Annotated in this window: 18 protein-coding genes and 1 other annotated feature; of the genes, 12 read left to right on the forward strand and 6 right to left on the reverse strand. The window is 36.3% G+C overall.

The window, feature by feature from the left end:
* Positions 1-45 precede the first annotated feature (45 nt).
* Together ACOI1D_RS08090 and ACOI1D_RS08095 are read right to left on the reverse strand one after the other, a co-directional pair.
* Positions 46-339 carry a YrhK family protein gene (locus ACOI1D_RS08090; RefSeq protein WP_422500715.1) on the reverse strand — a complete coding sequence of 98 codons (294 nt, stop codon included), beginning with the start codon at positions 337-339 and terminating at the stop codon, positions 46-48.
* Between the two features lie 628 nt (positions 340-967).
* Positions 968-1,786, reverse strand: a complete 819-nt coding sequence (locus ACOI1D_RS08095; protein ID WP_422500716.1) for an undecaprenyl-diphosphate phosphatase — start codon at positions 1,784-1,786, stop codon at positions 968-970.
* A 76-nt stretch (positions 1,787-1,862) separates the two neighbouring features.
* Here ACOI1D_RS08095 and ACOI1D_RS08100 point away from each other — a divergent pair, with 76 nt between their 5' ends.
* Positions 1,863-2,216, forward strand: coding sequence for a hypothetical protein (locus tag ACOI1D_RS08100; protein ID WP_422500717.1), 354 nt, complete (start codon positions 1,863-1,865; stop codon positions 2,214-2,216).
* Between the two features lie 89 nt (positions 2,217-2,305).
* Here ACOI1D_RS08100 and ACOI1D_RS08105 read toward each other — a convergent pair whose 3' ends face one another.
* Positions 2,306-2,485, reverse strand: a complete 180-nt coding sequence (locus ACOI1D_RS08105; protein ID WP_422500718.1) for a DUF2929 family protein — start codon at positions 2,483-2,485, stop codon at positions 2,306-2,308.
* A gap of 103 nt (positions 2,486-2,588) precedes the next feature.
* Here ACOI1D_RS08105 and ACOI1D_RS08110 point away from each other — a divergent pair, with 103 nt between their 5' ends.
* From ACOI1D_RS08110 to fabF, 4 genes are all read left to right on the forward strand, one after another.
* Positions 2,589-3,194 (forward strand): hypothetical protein, encoded by a 606-nt coding sequence (locus ACOI1D_RS08110; protein ID WP_422500720.1) that lies wholly within the window; start codon positions 2,589-2,591, stop codon positions 3,192-3,194.
* Between the two features lie 102 nt (positions 3,195-3,296).
* Entirely contained in the window at positions 3,297-4,259 is a 963-nt protein-coding gene (locus tag ACOI1D_RS08115; RefSeq protein ID WP_422500721.1) for a BMP family ABC transporter substrate-binding protein, read from the forward strand.
* Positions 4,260-4,373: 114 nt separating this feature from the next.
* Positions 4,374-5,312: a beta-ketoacyl-ACP synthase III gene (locus ACOI1D_RS08120; RefSeq protein WP_422500722.1), complete on the forward strand. Its 939-nt coding sequence runs from the start codon at positions 4,374-4,376 to the stop codon at positions 5,310-5,312.
* Positions 5,313-5,346: 34 nt separating this feature from the next.
* On the forward strand, positions 5,347-6,585 hold the full coding sequence (gene fabF, locus ACOI1D_RS08125; protein ID WP_422500724.1) for a beta-ketoacyl-ACP synthase II: 1,239 nt from the start codon (positions 5,347-5,349) through the stop codon (positions 6,583-6,585).
* A gap of 23 nt (positions 6,586-6,608) precedes the next feature.
* Here fabF and ACOI1D_RS08130 read toward each other — a convergent pair whose 3' ends face one another.
* Complete coding sequence (locus ACOI1D_RS08130; RefSeq protein WP_422500726.1) at positions 6,609-6,752, reverse strand: hypothetical protein; 144 nt, start codon at positions 6,750-6,752, stop codon at positions 6,609-6,611.
* Positions 6,753-6,836: 84 nt separating this feature from the next.
* Here ACOI1D_RS08130 and ACOI1D_RS08135 point away from each other — a divergent pair, with 84 nt between their 5' ends.
* Together ACOI1D_RS08135 and ACOI1D_RS08140 are read left to right on the forward strand one after the other, a co-directional pair.
* Positions 6,837-7,040, forward strand: coding sequence for a hypothetical protein (locus ACOI1D_RS08135; RefSeq protein ID WP_422500728.1), 204 nt, complete (start codon positions 6,837-6,839; stop codon positions 7,038-7,040).
* A gap of 86 nt (positions 7,041-7,126) precedes the next feature.
* A complete protein-coding gene (locus ACOI1D_RS08140) occupies positions 7,127-7,888 on the forward strand; it encodes a YjbA family protein (RefSeq protein ID WP_422500730.1) in 762 nt (253 codons plus the stop codon).
* Between the two features lie 84 nt (positions 7,889-7,972).
* Here ACOI1D_RS08140 and trpS read toward each other — a convergent pair whose 3' ends face one another.
* Together trpS and ACOI1D_RS08150 are read right to left on the reverse strand one after the other, a co-directional pair.
* Entirely contained in the window at positions 7,973-8,962 is a 990-nt protein-coding gene (gene trpS, locus ACOI1D_RS08145) for a tryptophan--tRNA ligase (RefSeq protein WP_422500731.1), read from the reverse strand.
* A 70-nt stretch (positions 8,963-9,032) separates the two neighbouring features.
* Positions 9,033-9,212 (reverse strand) — a binding site (T-box leader).
* Between the two features lie 317 nt (positions 9,213-9,529).
* Positions 9,530-9,967, reverse strand: coding sequence for a nuclease-related domain-containing protein (locus tag ACOI1D_RS08150; protein ID WP_422500794.1), 438 nt, complete (start codon positions 9,965-9,967; stop codon positions 9,530-9,532).
* Positions 9,968-10,513: 546 nt separating this feature from the next.
* On the opposite strand from ACOI1D_RS08150, the gene ACOI1D_RS08155 reads away from it, so the two are divergent.
* The 5 genes from ACOI1D_RS08155 to ACOI1D_RS08175 all read left to right on the forward strand — a co-directional run bounded on the left by ACOI1D_RS08155 (position 10,514) and on the right by ACOI1D_RS08175 (position 15,698).
* Positions 10,514-11,734: a putative glycoside hydrolase gene (locus ACOI1D_RS08155; protein ID WP_422500733.1), complete on the forward strand. Its 1,221-nt coding sequence runs from the start codon at positions 10,514-10,516 to the stop codon at positions 11,732-11,734.
* A 317-nt stretch (positions 11,735-12,051) separates the two neighbouring features.
* On the forward strand, positions 12,052-12,645 hold the full coding sequence (locus ACOI1D_RS08160) for a GNAT family N-acetyltransferase (protein ID WP_422500735.1): 594 nt from the start codon (positions 12,052-12,054) through the stop codon (positions 12,643-12,645).
* A 289-nt stretch (positions 12,646-12,934) separates the two neighbouring features.
* Positions 12,935-13,330 (forward strand): transcriptional regulator SpxA, encoded by a 396-nt coding sequence (gene spxA / locus ACOI1D_RS08165; protein WP_404451745.1) that lies wholly within the window; start codon positions 12,935-12,937, stop codon positions 13,328-13,330.
* A 334-nt stretch (positions 13,331-13,664) separates the two neighbouring features.
* Positions 13,665-14,345 (forward strand): adaptor protein MecA, encoded by a 681-nt coding sequence (mecA, locus tag ACOI1D_RS08170; RefSeq protein ID WP_422500736.1) that lies wholly within the window; start codon positions 13,665-13,667, stop codon positions 14,343-14,345.
* Between the two features lie 177 nt (positions 14,346-14,522).
* Positions 14,523-15,698 carry a competence protein CoiA gene (locus ACOI1D_RS08175; RefSeq protein WP_422500737.1) on the forward strand — a complete coding sequence of 392 codons (1,176 nt, stop codon included), beginning with the start codon at positions 14,523-14,525 and terminating at the stop codon, positions 15,696-15,698.
* The last annotated feature ends 157 nt before the right edge of the window (positions 15,699-15,855 follow it).

Below are 15,855 nucleotides of genomic sequence, written 5' to 3' on the forward strand. Positions count from 1 at the left end.
ATCAGGGAGTATTAAGTTCCCTTTAAAAACAAAAAAATTCCAGCATTAGTCGCTGGAAACCTTTTCGTTCTTGCTTTTATTAGAAACCTTAGAAAAAGAAAAGGCGTGCACGATTTTAATGACTGGCCGGGCAAGTAATTGAGCACTTGCAATAATAAAAAGAATAATTGCGGCCGTCTGGGTTGAATGGAATAAAAACAGCACACTTCCAACCAAAAATTCTAATCCTAAGGTAAAGTCATTCATCAATGAGATAAGTCTATATTTTTTGTTGAATGATATTTCGTAGGTTCCCATTTGAAAATCAAGGAAATCCTTTTCGTCTTTGATATTTGGCATATAAAAACCTCCATTATTGTCTTTAATCCTATACCCATATTAAGGAGTAAAATAAACATTTTGGAGGTTTATATACGTCTTTATAAAATGCACTTTCCGTAAGTTTGTTTAATCTTCACAGTTGATGAAAAATGCGACATAGTGAAAACTCTTATGACGCCACCGTGCCGGCAGAATACTTCGCTTTCCACGGGCACGGCCTCAGTCTCCTTGCCCCGGCAAGGGGTATGCCGATGTTGTCCGCAAAGGACGGTTTTAGTCGGCCCTCATCATTTACGCTTCTTCCGGGGTCTTCGACTCGCGCTGTTCCCGTAGGAGTCTTCGTATTCTGCCTTCACTAAAAAGTGCGCATGACCCCTATGTTTGACTGGGACTCCTTCACCCTTGAGAAGAAAGCTATCTAAGCTGCGGAAAAATGCGAGACTCCTGTGGGAAAGGAACAGTCTGAAGACCCCGCAGTGAGCGGTTTTTGCTCCGAGGAGGCTGAAGCGTTCCCCACGGAAAGCGAGTGTTTTTCTGTAGCGCCGGATTAACAACAATTTAGTAAAGGTTGCCAGGAAATAAACATACAGTTACGTCGCAGTCTATACATTTTGCGTCAAAAACAACACTCTTTTAGAAAACAGCCTTACAAAAATATAATTACTAATATACCAACGATAAAGCAATAGAAAGCAAAATACTTAAGGTTTCCGCGTGCCATAATATTCATAAACCATTTTAAAGAGAAGTATGTTGCCAGAATAGAAGCTGCAAATGCCAATATGTATGGAATTGAAAATAAAGTGATATCACCAATCGACATAATTGTGATTCCAAGACTAACTGGAATGTATAGTAAGAAAGAAAAACGCAAAGCGGTTTCTATCTTCATGCCAACTAACATTGCAGCAACGATTGTAGCGCCTGATCTACTAATACCAGGAATTAATGCAACTGATTGGGCCAGTCCAACAATAATTGCATCTTTTACTTTAAGATCTCCATCATTCTTTCTACCTCTTAAATTACGGATGATCCAAAGTGCTGCCCCTGTTATCAACAATGTTATTCCAACAACAGAGACTGTACTGAGCTCTTTACTAATATAGTCCTCAAATAAAAGTCCGAGGACTCCGGTAGGGATAGTTGCAATAATTAAATAAAGTACAAATTCAAAGTCGTCTTTTTCATCTGACTTTTTGGTTATGACATAACTCAAACTGTTTTTTGTTAATCGTAAAATGTCTTTCCAATAGATAATTAAAACAGCAATTAATGAACCGAAATTGACCAGAATTTCGAATGATAATCCTTCAATTTCTATGCCGAATAACTCCTGAAGGATGACTAAATGGCCACTCGATGAAATAGGGATAGGCTCAGTAAATCCCTGTATAAGGCCTAAAAATAGATGTTTAATTAATACCCAGAGTTCTGTTACACCTTCCAATATGAATACCTCCATTTTTTTGATTTATTAATAGACATTTATCACGAATAGGTTATTAATTGAATAGTCTAGTTGTTAGGAGGATGAGAATATGAATAATAGTCGTAACCACAAACATATATATGATTTATGTAGACAACACATGCACGCATATGTACTTGCTGAAACAAATGATGGTCAAAAGTTTGATGGCATTATAACTGGAATAGATAATGAAAATGTTTATTTTGCTGTACCGATTGACCCAAATGATCCGGAAATGCAAATGAACAACAATTCGTATCGAGAAGAACGTTATGGTTTTGGTGGATATGGCGGCTACGGGTATGGCTACCCAGGATATGGTTATGGGTATGGGTATGGGTATGGCCGTCCGCGCAGGTTTAACAGACTCGTTTTACCACTTGCTGCCCTTGTTGCACTAAGCACATTATCCTGGTATTGATAGCTGCTTATCGCAATAACATAAACCCTTGCCGGGTAAAAAGGCAAGGGTTTATGTGAATTAAAATTGTGTTTTCCAAAGCATATTGCTTATGCCTTATTATCGCCCTTAAGTACTCCTTCTGACAATACAAAAACTGCAATTGAAAGAATTACCGCAAGTACAAGTGTATGCATAAGGTTGAACGAGGTTCCACCCATACTAGTTAAAATATAGGAAAGAACACCACTAAGAAATAAAGACCAAATAAATGTCCAGATAAACCGCATAAATAACACCTCATTTTTTATCTACATTCCTTGTACAGTTTACCAAATACGCATTCAATTGAAAAGTCTTTTAACAAAAAACTGTTTAAGAAGGTTGGTATATATGACAATATGTGTAACAAATTGTTTTCATTGGGTTGGTTTTCATCTTGTTAATCGATTAATTGAGAATGATTATGCTGTTGATGGTATAGCAAATCTTTCTACAAAAAAAGAGGAAGAGCTTTATTTAATGGTTGGTCGAAACAGTAACTTTTCATTATTCAATAATGTTAGCGAAATAAAGGACAATGTATACACAGATGCAATTTTAATAAACCCTGAGGAACCGATTTATTTTCAAACTTCAAGAACCTTTACGGTAGGGGTAGATCTAGGTAACCCGGATTTTGTTGCACTCCACACTCCATTACTTTTTGGTGAATGGATGCCGATGGATGAAGAAGGCATATTTGTTAACGATCAGTATATTGCCTTTGATTCGAATGAATTTCAAAATGAGGCGATACACATCAATGATTTTATTGATTGCTTTATGCAATGGTTAAATGCTTGTTCTATGCCCAATTTAATAGCGTTGACGCCAAATCAGAGTGTGATTGGGGAGGAAGGAGACCCTGGAAAATATATATATTTGAGAAAGGAAAGACCCCTTGAAGAACAGGTCAATCTCCTCGTCAATCATTATGAAAAAGTAAAGAATAACTAAATGTAATATAAACTTAAACGTATAATTCATTTACGTCTACACATTTAAACGATACAATTAGGTGTACAAGTACTTGTTTGACAGTGATGTATGTAGATTGGGGTGCAAACATTGAAGAAATTATATGCCATCCTTATCCTAATTAGCCTTCTAACATTATACGGATGCGGTGAGTTCCGAGATACGGGGCAAATACAAAATGTGGGAATGTTAGTAGAAGGTACCGTAGATGACCAGGTATGGAATGAAAAAGGCTATGAGGGGCTAAAGGAAATAGAAAAAAAACTCGATGTAAATGTTTTTTATAAAGAAAATATTGGGACACAGCAGGAAGTGACAGATGCTGTGGATGAGTTTGTCAGCAATGGTGTAAATTTAATTTTTGGACATAGCAACTCATACGGAAAATATTTTGTAAACATTTCTGATTTATACCCTGATGTACAATTTGTATATTTCAACGGTGGATACCACGCTGAGAATGTTACAAGTTTAAACTTTAATTCAGATGCTATGGGATTCTTCGGGGGTATGGTGGCAGGGGAAATGACCGATTCCAATGAGGTTGGTGTTATTGCTGCATATGAGTGGCAGCCTGAAATAGAAGGATTTTACGAAGGAGTAAAGTTTCAAAACCCAGAGGCAGATGTACATATAAATTATGTTAATAGCTGGAGCGACAAAGAAACAGCATTAAAAATATATGAAAAAATGAAAAGTGAAGGTGTAGACGTTTTTTACCCAACAGGGGATGCATTTAGTGTTGATATTATTAAACAGGTCAAGAAGGATGATTTGTATGCAATTGGATATGTAACTGACCAACATTACCTTGGAGAGAATACAGTTCTGACCAGCACTGTACAACATGTGGACGAGCTTTATACGTTAGCAGCAAAAAAGTTTAATAGAAATCAACTTGAAGGTGGTATATTGGTTTATGACTTTCAAGACGATGTGATTTCACTTGGGGAGTTTAGTCCTGCTGTGCCAGAGGAATTCCAGGACAAGATAGAAGCTATCATCAAGCAATATAAAAAAAACGCTTTATTACCTAATGAATAAATAATGGATACTACTATCCTTGCTTTTGTACTTGCAAGTAAGGGTGGTATGCATTAAAATTAGTACCAAGTCATAATAATTGATAATAATACTTTCTTATAAGGGGATGGAAAGATGAATGTTGGTATACTAGGCACAGGTCATTACGTTCCAGCCAATGTCGTCACAAATAAGGATATGGAAAAGATAGTAGATACAAGTGATGAATGGATCAGAACAAGAACCGGAATTGAAGAACGTCGAATAGCTGGAGATGATATTGAGACATCTGACATGGCCTTTTTTGCAGCGCAGCAAGCCATCAAAGAAGCAAATATTGATCCAGAAGAAATCGATTTGATTCTCGTCGCAACAGTAACTCCAGATACACCTTTTCCGTCTGTAGCAAATATGTTACAGGACAGACTGGGAGTAGGGACTGCAGCATCAATGGATATTGGTGCAGCCTGTTCAGGATTCATGTACGGTTTAATCACTGCAAAGCAATTTATCGAAACAAAGACATACAAAAAAGCATTGGTAGTTGGCGTGGAGAAGCTGTCCAAAATTACCAATTGGGAAGACCGCAATACATGTGTTTTATTTGGTGACGGAGCTGGCGCAGCAATTGTTGGTGAGGTATCAGAAGGCAAAGGGATCCTGTCATTTGAATTAGGCTCTGACGGTTCCGGCGGAAAGCATTTATACCAGGATGAAAATAAACATCTAATTATGAATGGTCGTGAAGTGTTTAAATTTGCTGTAAGGCAGATGCCACAGTCGTCAGTAAATGTCATAGAAAAAATTGGATATAATAAAGAAGACGTTGATTACTTGATCCCACACCAGGCAAATATCCGCATCATGAACGCTGCGAGGGAACGGTTAGGTATTTCCGAAGATAAGATGGCAACCTCTGTTAAGAAGTACGGGAATACGTCGTCGGCCTCGATACCAATCGCGCTTTCAGAAGAAGTTAAAAGCGGGAAAATTAAGGATAATGATCTAATTGTAATGGTTGGATTTGGCGGTGGCTTAACCTGGGGTGCAATTGCACTCAGATGGGGTATTTAAAACAGAATTGTACGTGTAATAGGAGGGGTTTGTAATGGAGCAAAAAAGAGTAGTAATAACCGGGTTGGGTGCGGTTAGCCCAGTTGGTAACGACGTAGCCAGTACGTGGGATAGTATTGTTTCTGGGAAATCAGGAATTGATACGGTCACAAGAGTAAACAAAGACGATTTTCCGGCTAAAGTAGCTGCAGAATTAAAGGGTTTTGACCCGACGCTATTTATGGAAAAAAAAGATGCACGTAAAATGGACCGTTTTACACAATATGCAGTTGCTGCATCTAAAATGGCTGTTGAAGATGCCAAGCTAGATATTAACGACTCGAATGCAAGCCGAGTTGGTGTATGGATTGGTTCTGGTATTGGCGGTATGGACACTTACGAAGAACAGCACAACAAATTTTTGGAGCGCGGTTACAAGCGGGTAAGTCCATTTTTTGTCCCAATGTTGATTCCTGACATGGCTGCTGGTCAAGTTTCCATTCAATTAGGTGCAAAAGGAATAAATTCATGTACAGTAACAGCATGTGCTTCAGGGACAAATTCCATTGGAGATGCTTTTAAAGTAATCCAGCGTGGTGATGCAGATTGTATGATAACTGGTGGTACAGAAGCACCAATTACCAATATGGCATTTGCAGGATTTTCATCTGCGAAAGCATTATCAACCAATCCGGATCCGAAAACAGCAAGCCGCCCATTTGACCAAAACCGTGATGGATTTGTTATGGGAGAAGGTGCAGGAATTCTAATTCTTGAATCATTAGAATCTGCATTAGAACGTGGTGCTCATATTTATGGAGAAATCGTTGGTTATGGTTCTACTGGGGATGCCCATCATGTTACAGCTCCGTCGCCAAATGGAGAAGGTGCTGCTCGTGCAATGCAAGAGGCGATAAAAGATGCAGGTATTGAGTTCTCAGATGTAGATTATATAAATGCGCATGGAACAAGTACCGATTTAAATGATAAATTTGAAACGATGGCAATCAAACAAGTATATGGAGAGCACGCATATAAACTTGCAATCTCATCTACAAAATCAATGACTGGTCATTTACTAGGAGCGGCAGGTGGAATAGAAGCTGTAATAGCTATGAAATCCATTACTGACAATATCATCCCACCAACGACAAACTATGAAACACCCGACTCTGAATGCGATTTGGATTATGTTCCAAACGAAGCTAGGAAACAGAAAGTCAATGTCGTTATGAGCAATTCACTTGGATTTGGTGGTCACAACGCATCTTTAATATTTAAAAAGTATGAGTAACGCTAATAGAATTAATTAAAAATTTAAAACCAAAATGAAAGAAATGGTAGAAGGATTAATAGTCCAGTACCATTTCTTTTTTTTATTATATCACTTTGACCAATTTTCGGAAGTTTACCAGCTAATGTCAGGAAAATGCCAGCCGAGACTGATAATTTATCAGCCAAACCAAAATACTTATCTCTATCATCATTAATGATACTAGTTTTGCATATAGTTTAAAAAAGTGGACAAGTATAGGTGGGGATAAAATGCTTAGATTATTTTTGTTTTTGTTGGGCTTTGGACTAGCTGTTGCTGGTGGTGTCATTCTTATAACTTATGTAAATTTCATACCAGCAGGACTGGCATGGGCAGACTTTTTTATTTATATCAGGAGTAGACCTGAATGTTACTTTTTGCCGGTGGGTCTTGTCTTAATATCAATTGCTTTGTATGGCTATCCTTACAAATAGGAAAAATATAGATAACCATCGAATATTTTTCTAACATCGTGGTCATAATGTATTTTAAAAGGTGGCATACAAAGTGAGGTTTTTCAATGTTATATTTACATGATGTTTGGGTGAATTGGTTTGAGGGTGAAGAAAATGGCTACAGTGTTTGTTTTTTTCATGAATGGCGAAAAGAAGACGGAATTGAACTGTTAGACCAAGTCCCGCTACTATACATAAATACTGAGCTATACCGATACATTGAGGATAATATGCATGACCTACCTAAAGATTTATTAGACCTTATATGTAAACGTGGGTATATTCGAAAAGGGCAGGAACGTATTGTGTTGGATTATGCTTGTGTTGTGACAGACGGTAAAGATATTATCGCCTTTGACACAATCGGGTATGACATTCCTATTCGAAAAAGCAGATTAATTCCACGTCAGGAACAACAAGTATTCGATATGATAGCCGATGCAAAAGTTCAAAGTTTTAAGCTTGATGAAAAGATGAAAGAAAAAACACATCACATCCTATCAATGGAACCTGAACTGATCTACGGATTAACACGACGGGAACGCCAGCTAAAGCAACTACTTATGATGGCGCTTGATCAATTACGTACAAGTAACAACCATGAAGAACTTCGTTACTGGCTTACAGAATGGGACCCCAAAAAATATCCATATATTAAATTCATGGATCCTAGTAAAATATGGCAGGCACTTTATGAGGGAGTCAAGCCTAGTTGGACTGCGGAACACGAGAATTTTTGCAGGAAGTTAATCAAAGGACAGCCATTTTTGGAAAAGCTTTGGGAACTGGAACAGGTAAATGAAGGCAAACCATCAAAACAAAATTAAACAAAAGTATAAGTGATACAATTAAAAAAACTAGACAGTGAGCATTCGCTCAACACTGTCTAGTTTTATTTTGGTTGACTATAGCTACTTTTTTACTCGACCTAATCCGATAGCCTTCTTTGCTTTTGCAAGGTTTTTATTGGCTACTCTTGCAGCACGATTTGCTCCATCGTCCAGAATATCATCCAGTTTTTCAGAGTTGATCAAGTCATTATAACGTTGTTGAATTGGTGCTAATACGTTTATGACTGATTCAGCAACAGCGGCTTTAAATTCACCATAACCAACACCTTCAAAATCTGCTTCAACATCTTTAACTGACTTGTCAGTGCAACTTGCCAATATCGTCATCAAATTAGCAATACCTGGTTTGTTCTCTTTATCAAATTTTACAATACCTTCTGAATCTGTCACAGCACTTTTAATTTTCTTCTCAATTTTCTTAGGTTCATCCAGCATTGAAATAAATGCCTTCTCGTTGTCATCAGACTTACTCATTTTTTTCAATGGGTCCTGCAATGACATGATACGAGCACCAACCTCGGGCATGCTGATATCAGGAACAGTAAAGATATCATTGAATTTATTATTGAATCGTTGTGCTAAGTTTCTTGTAAGTTCGAGATGCTGTTTTTGATCATCCCCAACAGGTACAATATCCGTATTGTATAACAATATATCAGCCGCCATTAAAGGGGGATACGTTAATAAAGCTGCCGACACAGCTTCTTTACCATTTGACTTATCCTTGAATTGAGTCATTCGCTCAAGTTCACCAATATAGCTAATTGATTGTAATATCCATCCCATCTGAGTGTGTGCGGAAACCTCGGATTGAATGAATAGAGTCGCTTTCTCGTGATCAATCCCTGCAGCAAGATATAGGGCTGCTAGCGAACGAATATTTTGCCTTAGTTTAAGTCGATCCTGTGGCACCGTAATTGCGTGCTCATCAACTATACAGAAATAGCAATTGTGATCATTTTGTAATTCAACAAAATGTTTCATTGCTCCAATGTAATTACCAATTGATAATGTTCCACTAGGCTGAATCCCTGAAAAAATTGTTGACATGTTTTTCCCTCCGTTAAATAAAGTGTTTAAGGGATAGTTGAGCATCAAAAAAAGCTCATTTATCGCCTTAGCAAGGGACGAATGAACCGCGGTGCCACCCTAATTATCTCACTGTTAGACAGTTAGATCACTTTAAATTCAAACTAGCTCTAAAGTCCAATTCCAATTCACCTTGATACTTGTTTTCACCAACCACAAGCTCTCTATAAATCAGTGGGCAATTGTACTACGCCTTTATCATTGCTATTGATGTTGATTTTTAATTATTATATATAGTCCTTTAACGAAATGCAAGAGAAAACGTCAATGTTTTAGAATGTTTGGGGCATGAAAGTTAGATGACAATGGGGCAAAGAGAAAAAAGAGCTTCATCAGGGGCATGAAGCTCAAAGAAGATAGCCATAAAAGAATAGTATCACAGATGTAAAGAACTTAAAGATTTATATGTAGTACGTCCATTGATGAATGCCTACAATTTTATAATTGCTTGCCAGAACTTTTCTAATTCTTTGTTTCGATTGCACTACCTGGCTCCAATCATGAACTTTATTTGTGGTAATCTCTTCATTAGGAAACAGGATAGGTAATTCCCTTCTGCAGTTGGTCATAATCGTAGGAAGTTATCTTTGTATATGGGGAGTCGGTTCTATTTAAAGATAGTAATTGCTTTGCTAGTTTTTTATGTTTATCTGTTAACTTTGAGGATATTGTATTTAAACTTTTCATGTATTGATTAATTTGGGTTGGAAATATAAACGGCTTATCTAAGGGTGCCTGGTATAGGGTGAATGATGGGTTGATAAAAACTACGGAAGCATCAATTATTTGGGGAGTTGATCCAAGACTGTGGAGTAATTGGCGTAATAATGACTCGCTTCTACTCAACTGGTGTAGCGGATTAATTACTTCTAACCTGGGTTTCTTAAATAGCTTATCAGATGCGTATAAATAATCCCCTTCATAGTTTTTCCCTTCGTTAAAATAGATCTTTCCTGGTGCAATAATGAGGAGTCCATTTGGAAGGTAGTATTATTTACTTCAAGTAACAAATCATTTAGTACCAAACATTCGCATTCTAGTTTTTTTGTTAAGGTATCAAATAACACCTCTCCTTTATGGCTTTTTGTAGGTTGAAATAATGCTGCTTATCCTTAGTGTCTAAGTTCTTTCGCTTGTTCAATAGTTTTAGAATTGTTAATTCCTTTGACTGAGTACGTGATTTAAAAGACATAGTTCACATCCTTTTTTAAAATCTAATTTTATAATATGATGGAATGGAAAATTTGCAATATTTGAATGCAAGCGAAACAAATTATTCTCTCCCTATTAACAGTTTATGAACCAAAGCGCATAGATAAACCTAACTAGTTTATTAGTATTCTGGCTTTAAATCAGCGAACGTTAAGCAGGCCTAATACGATTATCGCAAAATAGTGAAATTATTTTAGCTTAGTTTCGACAGTTTTTTTAAATAAGGCGTTCATTTTTTGATTTCTTTCCTATATAATAGAGAAAAGAAGAATAGGAATAGGAATAGGAGATTGATATATTATGGGGAAGAGACATCTGGGAATATTGGCATTAGCAGTAATTCTCCTATTAAGCATAGGTGTGCCGTCATTCGTAACAGCAAGCAGTCAACAGGAAGAAGTAAATATAGCAAACAATCACGTTAAAAAACAAGTAAGTCTTCAACCTATAGATTTAAGTAAAAAACTACAGCGTTTTACATATGATGCAGGAGTTAATTTCGAGTACCCGGAAGCTGTTAGAGGAATTTATGTTACAGGACCATCAGCTGGAGGGAAACGTTTTAAAAGTCTAGTAGATTTAGTTAAAACTACCGATTTAAACTCTATGGTAATTGATATAAAAGAAGATCACGGGAATTTAACATTTAAACCAGAAGAAGGATCTCCCTATGCAGATATTGGGTTAAACTTTATTAAAGATCCACGCAAACTGGTAAAAGAACTGGAAGAAAAGGGAATTTATCCGATTGCTAGAGTTGTAGTATTTAAAGATTCAGTTCTTGCTGAGAAACATCCGGAATGGTCTTTTAAGAAAAATGGGAAAGTATGGACTAATGGTAAAGGGGAAGCATTTGTAAATCCATTCCAAAAAAAGGTATGGGAATACAATGTTGAAATAGCAAAAAAGGCTGCTGAATTAGGCTTCCAGGAGATTCAATTTGATTATGTCCGCTTTCCAGAAGGATTCGAAGATTATGATGACGTTCTTGACTATAGCCTAGGTGACTACAAAAATTCAGGTTTGAGTAATGTGCAGCGTCGTGTCAAGGCTGTAACTGACTTTGTATCTTATGCCAAAGAGGAATTGGAATATTATGATGTGGACGTTGCGGTGGATATATTTGGGTATACTGCAACCATTCCTGAGGCACCTGGTATTGGTCAAAACTTTACAAAAATCTCTAAAAATGTCGATGTTATTTCTTCTATGATTTATCCAAGCCACTGGACATCTTATTTTGATATTAAAAAACCAGATATGGAACCATATAAGCTGGTTACAGAATATGCAAAAGTAGAAAAAGAAGTATTAAGTAAAATCGAAAATGCGCCTACTTCAAGACCGTGGATTCAAGACTTTGAAGCTCCTTGGTTATATAGTGGGGCAACGAAGCAATATGGAAAGGCAGAGGTAGAAGCACAAATAAAAGCATTAAATGAGCATGGAATAAATGAATTCCTGCTTTGGAATTCAGGAAATGTTTATTCAGAGAATGTAGATTATACACCTCTGGATTAAACCAAAACTGGTACATGTTAAAAGTATCTCTACAGATTTAAAATCAAAACAGATCTATTTATAGGTCTGTTTTTTCTTAGCTTCTATAAGCTTTCTGGTTTAGGGGAATGACTTTTCGGGTATACAATATAATAGTAACTTAGGACGTAGCTGTCTTAACAAAACACGAATTGTTCGTTATAATAAGAAGGACTTCAAGAAAAGCGGGGGCATTTCGGATGATCCACCGAAAGTTTATGTAAGCATCCAGGGGCAATAAGGTGTGTGGCATTCGTTTATGCATTTTGTTTAAAAATAAAAATCTAAGGAGTAGATCAATGAATTGGTATGAAAAGTTAAACAAATATTTCCCGATAGAGGAAATGAAATCAAAGGAACATATGGACATGCTTTTAAAAGAAAAAGGGGATATTTACTATAAAGATGAAAGCCCTGATCATGTTTTAATGTTCGCTGAGTTTGACACATTTATATTCATCGATTACGTTTGGGTATCAACAGAATCAAGAGGAAAAGGAACTGGCCATAAGATAATGGAAAAACTTAAACAAAAAGGAAAACCAATTATTTTGGAAGTTGAACCTGTTGATTATGATGATACGGACACTGAAAAGCGCCTTCGTTTTTATCAGCGAGAAGGATTCAACCACGCACAGTCTATTGGATATAACCGACGTTCCCTTGCCACAAATGAAGAGACTTCAATGGAAATATTATTTTGGTCTCCAAGTGATGAATCCGAAGATGTAATTTATGAGAAAATGAAACATCTATATGAGAATATCCACACATATAAAGATGAACAATTTTATGGGAAATCGTATCAGCCGGTTGATGAAGTGCTGACCTTCGACGCGGATCGCGATTCAGAAGATATTTTAAAAAGCCTTAAGAAAACTGAGAAAGTTTAAACTTAAATAAGTAGCAAGCAGTCCTCCTCCATATTTGAGGGGCTGCTTAAAATTTTTTGAAATATTCTTCAATAACTGGTTTAATTAAAAATGTTTCTGGGTATGTTATATATAATTAACAACATTTCATGAACTTGAAAAAAAACCTTATTTTTTTAACATATAGTCTACCTTCCGCTTGACAAATGTAGTATACTTATACATATAGGTTATTTAAACTTATTTTAATCTAATAAGTTATACAAAGTTCATGGAATGACCAATATATTAGAATGAGGAGTGAAGTTTTATGGTAACACTTTATACCTCACCAAGTTGTACTTCGTGTAGAAAAGCAAAAGCATGGTTAGAGGAACATGATATACCTTTCACTGAACGGAATATATTTTCCGAACCATTGTCATTAGACGAAATTAAAGAAATTCTAAGAATGACAGAGGATGGAACTGATGAAATTATTTCAACTCGTTCTAAGGTATTTCAAAAGTTAGACGTGAATATAGATCAGTTGCCTTTGAAGGACTTGTTTCATCTGATTCAACAAAATCCTGGGTTGTTAAGAAGACCAATAATACTTGATGAAAAACGTCTACAGGTTGGGTACAATGAAGATGAAATACGCAGGTTCCTACCAAGAACAGTTCGTACATTTCAACTACGCGAAGCTCAGCGCATGGTTAACTAATTTTAATTGATTAGTTGTAAAATGATAAAAGTAAAAACGCAGACCTGGAAATAAGAAGGTACTGCGTTTTTGTTATTATTTTACATCGTGTAAACCCGTGACAAATTGATGGAAATCATATAGTATAATATACTAAATTGTCATTTTATAGGCATTTTAATTTTCAAATGATACCTTTGTAGCATACAATAAAACTATAGATAAAAATACGATCAATGAATGGTTGGTTTTGTAGGCTAAAGGGTATCGCAATAAAGATACTGCTTTTGCATAGATAGATATGGGTGAGATAGTCTCTTCCACCTAACTATTTAATAGAAGGGAGAGAAATACCATGGAAATAGAACGAATTAATGATAATACAGTTAAGTTTTATATATCCTACATTGACATTGAGGATCGTGGATTTGAACGAGAGGAAATCTGGTATAACCGCGAACGCAGTGAGCAATTATTCTGGCAGATGATGGATGAGGTCAATTATAAAGAGGACTTTAATGTAGATGGGCCACTTTGGATCCAGGTTCAGGCATTAGAAAAGGGTCTGGAAATTATTGTAACGAAAGCACAAGTTTCCAAAAATGGTGAGAATATTGAGCTATCCACTGAGAACGGAAAAACAATTGATATATCAGTAGATGAGGATATAGAAAATATGTTAGAGAACAAATTTGGCAAGGACAAGGAAGAAAAGATTGAAGAGGAAGAAGGCAGTTTGTCATTTGTTGCTAGTTTTAGTGACTTTGAAGATATAATTCAGTTGAGTCATTATTTCCAGGATGAAACCGACTCTTTCCAAGACAGTTTGTTCTATTATAATAATAATTATTACTTTTATTTAGAATTTATTGATGAGACAATTGAAGACAGCAAGCAGGAAGATGTAATTAGCAAAGTTTTCGAATTTGGTAAGGACACCGATGTAACCATTCATTATCTTGAAGAGTATGGGAAAAAGGTATTCACTGATGAAACCTTTGAGCAAGTAAGAAATTATTTCCCAGCACAACTATAAGACATCCATACTTGGGTGTCTTTTTTTAGTGTAAATAAAGTGGAACCAAAATTTATTTCTTTAACAAGACTTTAACCGTTAATCACGGCTATTGAGGGTCCCTAAAGTTTAATTATAGTTCAAGCAGGAAATTATCGATCTTTGTCGAATTAATAATGACGGAGGTGAACTTTTACCATGCTGCAAGCAAAATCGAACAGTGGTAAACTGACCACACTTGTAAGATTGACAAAGCAAGAACTACTTGAAGCTAAAAATGATATTTTTTATTGTCCCACCTGTAATGAACAAGTTTTAATCAAAGCTGGTCCAAAAACGATTCCACATTTTGCACATTATGCTAAGGCTGAATGTGCCGCAAATGATCATGGTGAAGGACCTTATCATGAGCAAGGGAAACTGCTGTTATATGAATGGTTGACAAACCAAAGGATAGAGACCGAACTTGAAAAATATATCCCTGAACTTGGACAGCGACCAGATATTCTTGTAACCTTAAATAGCCGACGGAAAATAGCAATCGAGTATCAATGTGCACGAATTCCAACTGAAATTCTTAATCAGCGTAACATAGGATACAGGGGGGCAGGGATTACCCCAATATGGATTCTTGGGGCTAAGCATTTCCACCGACTTCGGCATCATCATTTTAAAATTGATCAATTTATCCTTTCCTTTCTCCACAGATTCTCGCCAGAGTTCCCACTAACACTTTTCTTCTTTTGTCCACACACACAACAATTTATTATTATTCAACACATCTACTTAATTACATCACGCCATGCTATCGGGAGATTTAAATTTAACGCTGCAAAAGATCTTAGCTTTCCGAAAATGTTTACCAAGCAAACGTTTCCTGTAGAGAAATTATTTGAGCTTTGGAAAAATGAAAAGACAGCATTCAGGTTACAGCAGAGTAACCGAGTTTATGGATCTGAACTGGCATGGAAAAAGTGGTTGTACGAGAAAGGTGGGCATAGGGAGACCCTATCCTCGGTCGTTTATTTACCGGTTCAAGGACAATATCGAATGAAAACATCACTTGGGAACTGGCAAAGCCGGCTTATCATTGAAGTACTAGAACCGCTGCCTATAGGTGCAACCTTTACCTTAGACAGATGCTATCAGATTCTTCGCTACCGACCTCAACAACAATCCATCTTAGTCACCGGGGAAGATGACCCGGTTTATCACTATTTGAAACTTTTGAAGCAACTTAAACTCATTGATGAAGTTCAGCTTCACAGCTTCAAAAAACTGCAAAATATTACATTCCCTAAGTATATTGAAAATTCCCTTTTAGAAGATGCAAGTTTAATGAATCGTTTAATGCAATGTAGTACAATCGAATAGTGCATGATTTGTGTAAAAATTCGTATACTAAACAAGTCATTATTTTTTTACAGGAATTCAGGTAAATTTTACCGAATACTAGTAAGGTGGGTAAAAAATTGTCTGCCATGATTTGAAGTTGCATCAGTGTGAAGAGGAATAAGCTATTTTGTAAGTG

The organism is Virgibacillus sp. DJP39 (assembly GCF_049310925.1).
Lineage (GTDB): Bacteria > Bacillota > Bacilli > Bacillales > Amphibacillaceae > Virgibacillus_F.

Bases quoted from the DNA above. Each gene is read 5' to 3' on its own strand.
- ACOI1D_RS08090 (WP_422500715.1), bottom strand. From the start codon at position 339: ATGCCAAATATCAAAGACGAAAAGGATTTCCTTGATTTTCAAATGGGA.
- ACOI1D_RS08095 (WP_422500716.1), bottom strand. From the start codon at position 1,786: ATGGAGGTATTCATATTGGAAGGTGTAACAGAACTCTGGGTATTAATT.
- ACOI1D_RS08100 (WP_422500717.1), top strand. From the start codon at position 1,863: ATGAATAATAGTCGTAACCACAAACATATATATGATTTATGTAGACAA.
- ACOI1D_RS08105 (WP_422500718.1), bottom strand. From the start codon at position 2,485: ATGCGGTTTATCTGGACATTTATTTGGTCTTTATTTCTTAGTGGTGTT.
- ACOI1D_RS08110 (WP_422500720.1), top strand. From the start codon at position 2,589: ATGACAATATGTGTAACAAATTGTTTTCATTGGGTTGGTTTTCATCTT.
- ACOI1D_RS08120 (WP_422500722.1), top strand. From the start codon at position 4,374: ATGAATGTTGGTATACTAGGCACAGGTCATTACGTTCCAGCCAATGTC.
- fabF (WP_422500724.1), top strand. From the start codon at position 5,347: ATGGAGCAAAAAAGAGTAGTAATAACCGGGTTGGGTGCGGTTAGCCCA.
- ACOI1D_RS08135 (WP_422500728.1), top strand. From the start codon at position 6,837: ATGCTTAGATTATTTTTGTTTTTGTTGGGCTTTGGACTAGCTGTTGCT.
- ACOI1D_RS08140 (WP_422500730.1), top strand. From the start codon at position 7,127: ATGTTATATTTACATGATGTTTGGGTGAATTGGTTTGAGGGTGAAGAA.
- trpS (WP_422500731.1), bottom strand. From the start codon at position 8,962: ATGTCAACAATTTTTTCAGGGATTCAGCCTAGTGGAACATTATCAATT.
- ACOI1D_RS08155 (WP_422500733.1), top strand. From the start codon at position 10,514: ATGGGGAAGAGACATCTGGGAATATTGGCATTAGCAGTAATTCTCCTA.
- ACOI1D_RS08160 (WP_422500735.1), top strand. From the start codon at position 12,052: ATGAATTGGTATGAAAAGTTAAACAAATATTTCCCGATAGAGGAAATG.
- spxA (WP_404451745.1), top strand. From the start codon at position 12,935: ATGGTAACACTTTATACCTCACCAAGTTGTACTTCGTGTAGAAAAGCA.
- mecA (WP_422500736.1), top strand. From the start codon at position 13,665: ATGGAAATAGAACGAATTAATGATAATACAGTTAAGTTTTATATATCC.
- ACOI1D_RS08175 (WP_422500737.1), top strand. From the start codon at position 14,523: ATGCTGCAAGCAAAATCGAACAGTGGTAAACTGACCACACTTGTAAGA.